This is a genomic window from Streptomyces glaucescens, from assembly GCF_002154375.1.
Taxonomy (GTDB): Bacteria; Actinomycetota; Actinomycetes; order Streptomycetales; family Streptomycetaceae; genus Streptomyces; species Streptomyces glaucescens.
In genome coordinates, this window is sequence record NZ_MUND01000677.1 from 1 (window position 1) to 5,576 (window position 5,576).

General features: G+C 73.3%; 8 protein-coding genes. 5 read left to right on the plus strand and 3 right to left on the minus strand.

Features of this window, described 5'->3' with window-relative positions; all coding sequences use genetic code 11:
* The 5 genes from CCN42_RS34565 to CCN42_RS34585 all read left to right on the plus strand — a co-directional run.
* Positions 1-226: zinc-binding dehydrogenase (locus CCN42_RS34565; protein ID WP_143662125.1), on the plus strand; the 226-nt coding region annotated here is incomplete at its 5' end.
* 84 nt (positions 227-310) lie between these two features.
* Positions 311-1,399 (plus strand): LLM class flavin-dependent oxidoreductase, encoded by a 1,089-nt coding sequence (locus tag CCN42_RS34570; protein ID WP_086172414.1) that lies wholly within the window; start codon positions 311-313, stop codon positions 1,397-1,399.
* Complete coding sequence (locus CCN42_RS34575; RefSeq protein ID WP_086172413.1) at positions 1,396-1,998, plus strand: FMN reductase; 603 nt, start codon at positions 1,396-1,398, stop codon at positions 1,996-1,998. Before CCN42_RS34570 ends, CCN42_RS34575 begins: the two co-directional genes overlap by 4 nt.
* A gap of 107 nt (positions 1,999-2,105) precedes the next feature.
* The gene (locus tag CCN42_RS34580; protein ID WP_086741355.1) at positions 2,106-2,831 is read left to right on the plus strand and encodes a response regulator transcription factor; all 726 of its coding nucleotides are present in this window, start codon (positions 2,106-2,108) and stop codon (positions 2,829-2,831) included.
* On the plus strand, positions 2,832-4,259 hold the full coding sequence (locus CCN42_RS34585) for a HAMP domain-containing sensor histidine kinase (protein ID WP_086741356.1): 1,428 nt from the start codon (positions 2,832-2,834) through the stop codon (positions 4,257-4,259).
* Between the two features lie 10 nt (positions 4,260-4,269).
* Here the strand turns inward: CCN42_RS34585 and CCN42_RS34590 are convergent, their stop codons facing one another.
* From CCN42_RS34590 to CCN42_RS34600, 3 genes are all read right to left on the minus strand, one after another.
* Positions 4,270-4,776, minus strand: a complete 507-nt coding sequence (locus CCN42_RS34590; RefSeq protein ID WP_086741357.1) for a GNAT family N-acetyltransferase — start codon at positions 4,774-4,776, stop codon at positions 4,270-4,272.
* Positions 4,777-4,822: 46 nt separating this feature from the next.
* Entirely contained in the window at positions 4,823-5,203 is a 381-nt protein-coding gene (locus CCN42_RS34595) for an ArsR/SmtB family transcription factor (protein ID WP_086741358.1), read from the minus strand.
* Between the two features lie 51 nt (positions 5,204-5,254).
* Positions 5,255-5,576 (minus strand): LysR substrate-binding domain-containing protein (locus tag CCN42_RS34600; protein ID WP_245877602.1); only part of this gene is annotated, 322 nt, incomplete at its 5' end.

Here is a 5,576-nt window from a genome sequence, read left to right on the forward strand (position 1 = left end):
CGCCGGGGTCATCCCGGGGGCGGCACCGGAGTCCGTGCGGGGTGTGCGCGTGGGTGCCGTCGAGGTGAGCGCGGACGGGGCGCGGCTGGCGGAGCTGGTGCGGCTGGCGGAGGAGGGGGTGCTGGCCCTGCGGGTGGCGGAGACGTTCTCGCTGGGGGATGCGGTGAAGGCGCACGCGCGATTGGCTGAGGGTGGGGTCCGGGGGCGGCTGGTGTTCGTGCCCTAGGGGCGTCGGCCGGGGGAATAGGTGGCTCGCCGGTGCCGTTCCGACGTATAGTTGAATCATCAACCACTTGGAGGGTGAGCGGCCATGCAGTTCGGGATCTTCAGCGTCGGCGATGTCACACCGGACCCGACCACGGGACGTACGCCGACCGAGCGCGAGCGGATCAAGGCCATGGTCGCCATCGCGCTGAAGGCCGAGGAGGCCGGGCTCGACGTCTTCGCGACCGGCGAGCACCACAACCCGCCCTTCGTGCCGTCCTCCCCGACCACCATGCTCGGCTACATCGCGGCCCGCACCGAGCGGCTGATCCTGTCCACGGCCACCACGCTGATCACCACGAACGACCCGGTGAAGATCGCCGAGGACTTCGCGATGCTCCAGCACCTGGCCGACGGGCGCGTCGACCTGATGATGGGCCGCGGCAACACCGGCCCGGTCTACCCCTGGTTCGGGCAGGACATCCGCGAGGGCATCAACCTCGCCATCGAGAACTACGCCCTGCTGCACCGCCTGTGGCGCGAGGACGTCGTGAACTGGGAGGGCAAGTTCCGCACGGCCCTGCAAGGGTTCACCGCGACCCCGCGCCCGCTGGACGGCGTACCGCCGTTCGTCTGGCACGGCTCCATCCGCTCCCCGGAGATCGCCGAGCAGGCCGCGTACTACGGCGACGGCTTCTTCCACAACAACATCTTCTGGCCCGCCGACCACACCAAGCGGATGGTCGAGCTGTACCGGACCCGGTACGCCCACTACGGGCACGGCACGCCCGAGCAGGCGATCGTCGGCCTCGGCGGCCAGGTGTTCATGCGGAAGAACTCGCAGGACGCGGTGCGCGAGTTCCGCCCCTACTTCGACAACGCGCCGGTCTACGGGCACGGGCCCTCCCTGGAGGACTTCACCGCCCAGACCCCGCTGACCGTCGGCACGCCCGAGCAGGTCATCGAGAAGACCCTGGCGTTCCGCGAGTACGCCGGCGACTACCAGCGCCAGCTGTTCCTGGTGGACCACGCCGGGCTGCCGCTGAAGACCGTGCTGGAGCAGATCGACCTGCTCGGCGAGGAGGTCGTGCCCGTGCTGCGCAAGGAGTTCGCGGCCCGGCGGCCGGCCGGCGTGCCGGACGCCCCGACCCACGAGTCCCTGCTCGCCGACGCCCGGAAGGAGACCGTCGCATGAGGCTCGTCGTCGTCTCGGCGGGGCTGAGCGTCCCGTCCTCCACCCGGCTGCTGGCCGACCGGCTGGCCGCGGCCACCGCCGGGCGGACCTCCGCCCAGGTGGAGGTCGTGGAACTGCGCGACCTCGCCGTGGAGATCGCCCACCACTTCACCAACGGCTTCCCCGGGCGCCGGCTGGCCGCCGCGCTCGACGCGGTGACCGGGGCCGACGGACTGATCGTCGTCACCCCCGTCTTCTCCGCCTCCTACAGCGGGCTGTTCAAGTCGTTCTTCGACGTGCTCGACAAGGACGCGCTGGCCGGGAAGCCGGTGCTGATCGCCGCGACCGGCGGCACCGCCCGGCACTCGCTGGTCCTGGAGCACGCGCTGCGCCCGCTCTTCGCCCACCTGCGGGCCGTGGTCGTCCCCACCGGCGTCTTCGCCGCCTCGGAGGACTGGGGCGCCGAAGGCCTGGACGGCCGGATCGAGCGGGCCGCCGGGGAGCTGGCCCGGCTGATGACCGGGCTGTCGGCCGGTGTGCCGAAGGCGCGGCCGGCCGAGCAGGGCATCACCGTCGTACCCTTCGAGGAGCAGCTGGCGGCCCTGCGCCGGACCGGGTGAGGCCATCGAGCGGCCCCGCGCCGGACCGGGTGAGAGGCCAGTAAGAAGCGGGGCCGCGGCCCGGCCGTCCGGACGTACGGCCGTACGGCTTTGCCACACTGGGACCCGTGGCCCCGACTGTTCTGCTCGCCGAAGACGACCGCGCGATCCGGCACGCCCTGGAACGCGCCCTGACCCTGGAGGGCTACCGGGTCACCGCGGTCGCCGACGGCGTCGAGGCACTGGCCCAGGCGCACCGCACCCCGCCGGACGTGCTGGTCCTGGACGTGATGATGCCGGGGATCGACGGACTCCAGGTGTGCCGGGTGCTGCGCGCCGAGGGCGACCGCACCCCCATCCTCATGCTGACCGCGCTGGTGGAGACCGCCGACCGGATCGCGGGCCTGGACGCCGGCGCCGACGACTACGTGGTCAAGCCCTTCGACGTCGAGGAGGTCTTCGCCCGGCTGCGCGCGCTGCTGCGCCGCACCGCCCCCCGCGACGACGCCCCCGAGCCGCCGCCTCCGCCGCTGCCCGTCCCCGCGCCCGAGGGCCGGCTGATCGAGGCCGCCGGACTGCGCATGGACCCGCGGGCCCGCCGCGCCTGGCGCGGCGAGCGCGAACTGGAACTGACCCGCACCGAGTTCGAGCTGCTGGAACTGCTGGTGCGCAACGCGGGCATCGTCCTCGACCACTCCACGATCTACGACCGCATCTGGGGCTACGACTTCGGGCCGGGCTCCAAGAACCTCGCCGTCTACGTCGGCTACCTGCGCCGCAAACTCGACCAGCCCGGCGCCTCGCAGCTGATCCACACGGTGCGCGGCGTCGGTTACGTGCTGCGGGAGGACTGAGTGGGGTGGCGGCCGCGGCTGGTGTCCCTGCGCACCACGTTCGCGGTGTCCTTCGCGACGGTCACGGCCGCGGTGACCCTCCTCGTCGGGTTCCTCTCCTACAACGCCGCCGCCCGGCTGGTCCGGGTCGACCAGGTGTCCGTGTTCGACGAGGTCGTACAGGACCTGCGGGGTGAGGTGCGGCAGTACCGGATGAGCCCCGAGGACTTCTCCTCCTCCGCGCCGGGACACGACCTGGTGCGCCCCGCCCGCACCGACGTGCAGGTGCTGGGCCCCGACGGCGGCATCGTCGACAAGGGCAACCCCGGGCTGCCGGTGACCGACTCCGACCGGGAGATCGCCGCCGCGCGGACCGCCGGGCAGCTCGTCGTGCACAAGGACGTCGACGTCGGCGACGACGTCTACCGCGTCGCCACCGTCGCGCTCGGCGGCAGCCGGGGCGCCGTGCAGGTGGCCCAGGAGTTCAGCGACACCGAGGACCTGCTGCGGGCGCTCCAGCAGCGCACCCTGGTGCTGATGGCCGCCGTGGTGGTCGGCGCCGGACTGTTCGGCTGGTGGCTGGCCCGGCGGATCACCCGGCGCCTGGTGATCCTCACCGACGCCGCGGAGGCCGTCGCCCGCACCCGGCGCCTCGGCATCGAGGTGCCCGTCACCGGCCACGACGAGGTGGGGCGCCTCGGCCGCGCCTTCGACCGGATGCTCGGCCGGCTCGCCCAGTCCGAGGAGGACCAGCGCCGCCTGGTCCAGGACGCCGGTCACGAACTCCGTACCCCCCTGACCTCCCTGCGCACCAACATCTCCCTGCTCCGCCGCATCGACGAACTCCCGCCCGACAGCCGCGCCGAACTCGTCGCCGACCTCGGCCAGGAGGCCCGCGAACTCACCGACCTGGTCAACGAACTGGTCGACCTCGCGGCCGGCCAGTCCGACAACGAGCCGCCGCAGCGGGTGGACCTCGCCGACCTCGCCGAGGACGTGGTGGGCCTGGCCCGCCGCCGCTTCGGCCGGGAGATCACCCTGCGGGTGAGCGGCGACACGGCGGCGCGGGTACGGCCCGGGATGCTCACCCGGGCCATGTCCAACCTGGTGGACAACGCGGCGAAGTTCGACCGGGCGGGCACGGCGCCCATCGAGCTGGTGCTGTCCGGCCCGGCCCAGGGCTTTCCCGGCCCGGTCCGGGTCATGGTGCTCGACCGCGGCCCCGGCGTCGCCGACACCGACCTCGAGCGCATCTTCGACCGCTTCTACCGCGCCGCCGACGCCCGTTCCCTGCCCGGCTCCGGGCTCGGCCTGTCCATCGTGCGGGAGGTGTCGCTGGCCCACGGGGGCACGCCGTTCGCGCGGTGCCGGGACGGGGGCGGGTCGGTGATCGGGTTCACGGTCGGGGACGGCGGCGATGAGGGCGAGACCGAGTCCGGCCGCGACTGAGCCGCCCCGGTCAGTCGATCAGCGTGCTGCGGCGCTCCAGCAGGAGCACGTCGCGCCAGCGGCCGTGGTGGCGGCCGATGCGTTCGCGGGTGCCGATGACGCGGAAGCCGGCACGCTCGTGCAGGGCGATGCTGGCCGTGTTCTCCGGGAAGACGCCCGACTGGATCGTCCAGACCCCGGCCGCCTCGGCCGACTCGATCAGCGTCTTGAGCAGCGCGGACGCCACCCCGCGGCCCCGGGCGCCGGGATGGACGTACACCGAGTGCTCCACGACCCCGGCGTACGCGCAGCGGTCCGAGACCCGGCTCGCGGCGACCCAGCCGAGCACGGTGCCGTGCTCGTCGAGCGCGACGAAGCGGTGCTCGGGCAGCTTGGCCTCGTCGAACGCCGGCCAGGTGGGCGCGGTGGTCTCGAAGGTGGCGTTCCCCTCGTCGATGCCGGCCTGGTAGATCGCCAGGACGTCATCGGCGTGCGCGTCGGTCATGGGCGCGAGGGTGACGCTGGTGGGGCTGGGCATCGCGGGGGGTCCTCCCGGCGGGTGAGGCGGGATGCGGTGTGATCCGTCAGGCGGCGGCCGGCGCGATGGTGAGCAGTCTGCCCATCGCGGCCAGGACGGACGGCTCGACCCGGTAGTAGACCCAGGTGCCGCGGCGCTCGGAGGTCAGCAGGCCGGCCTCCTTCAGCTTCTTCAGGTGGTGGGAGACGGTCGGCTGGGACACCCCGACGTCGGAGATGTCGCACACGCAGGCCTCGCCGCCCTCGTGCGAGGCGACGGCGGAGAACAGCCGCAGCCGCACCGGGTCGCCGAGGGCCTTGAACATCCGCGCGGCCGTCTCCGCCTCGTCCGCGGTGAACGGGCGCTCGGTGAGCGGCGGGCAGCACGGCGCCACGGCGGCGGTGGTGGCCGGGGGCTCGATCAGCGGCAGCGCGTTCGTCTTCGGCATGCGTCCATGGTGGCACGACTTGGATAGGTGACGGTCTATATTGACGATGGTCTATGGATGCGGCCGGCCTGGCCCTGCCGTGCGGCTCCGGCCACCCTGCGGATCGGCGGCGGTGCGTCGTAGGCCCGGCTCGGTGGGCTGCTCCCCTGGCCGGCCGGCGCCGGGGACCTCACGGACACCGAGGACGTCGAGCATCGCCCGGGTGGCCGGGCTGGGATTGAAGCGGCTCCACGCCAGATACTCGACGCGGCGCGGGCCGTCCGCCACCCGGACCAGCGCCAGCCCCGGGTCGTCGGCGGCCATCGGGCGGATGTACGCCGACGGCAGCAGCGCGACGCCGAGCCCCCGCGCGACCAGCCGGGTGATCAACTCG

What these genes read in the sequence shown, in the direction of transcription:
- CCN42_RS34570 (WP_086172414.1), top strand. Translation starts at nt 311, where the DNA reads ATGCAGTTCGGGATCTTCAGCGTCGGCGATGTCACACCGGACCCGACC.
- CCN42_RS34575 (WP_086172413.1), top strand. Translation starts at nt 1,396, where the DNA reads ATGAGGCTCGTCGTCGTCTCGGCGGGGCTGAGCGTCCCGTCCTCCACC.
- CCN42_RS34590 (WP_086741357.1), bottom strand. Translation starts at nt 4,776, where the DNA reads ATGCCCAGCCCCACCAGCGTCACCCTCGCGCCCATGACCGACGCGCAC.
- CCN42_RS34595 (WP_086741358.1), bottom strand. Translation starts at nt 5,203, where the DNA reads ATGCCGAAGACGAACGCGCTGCCGCTGATCGAGCCCCCGGCCACCACC.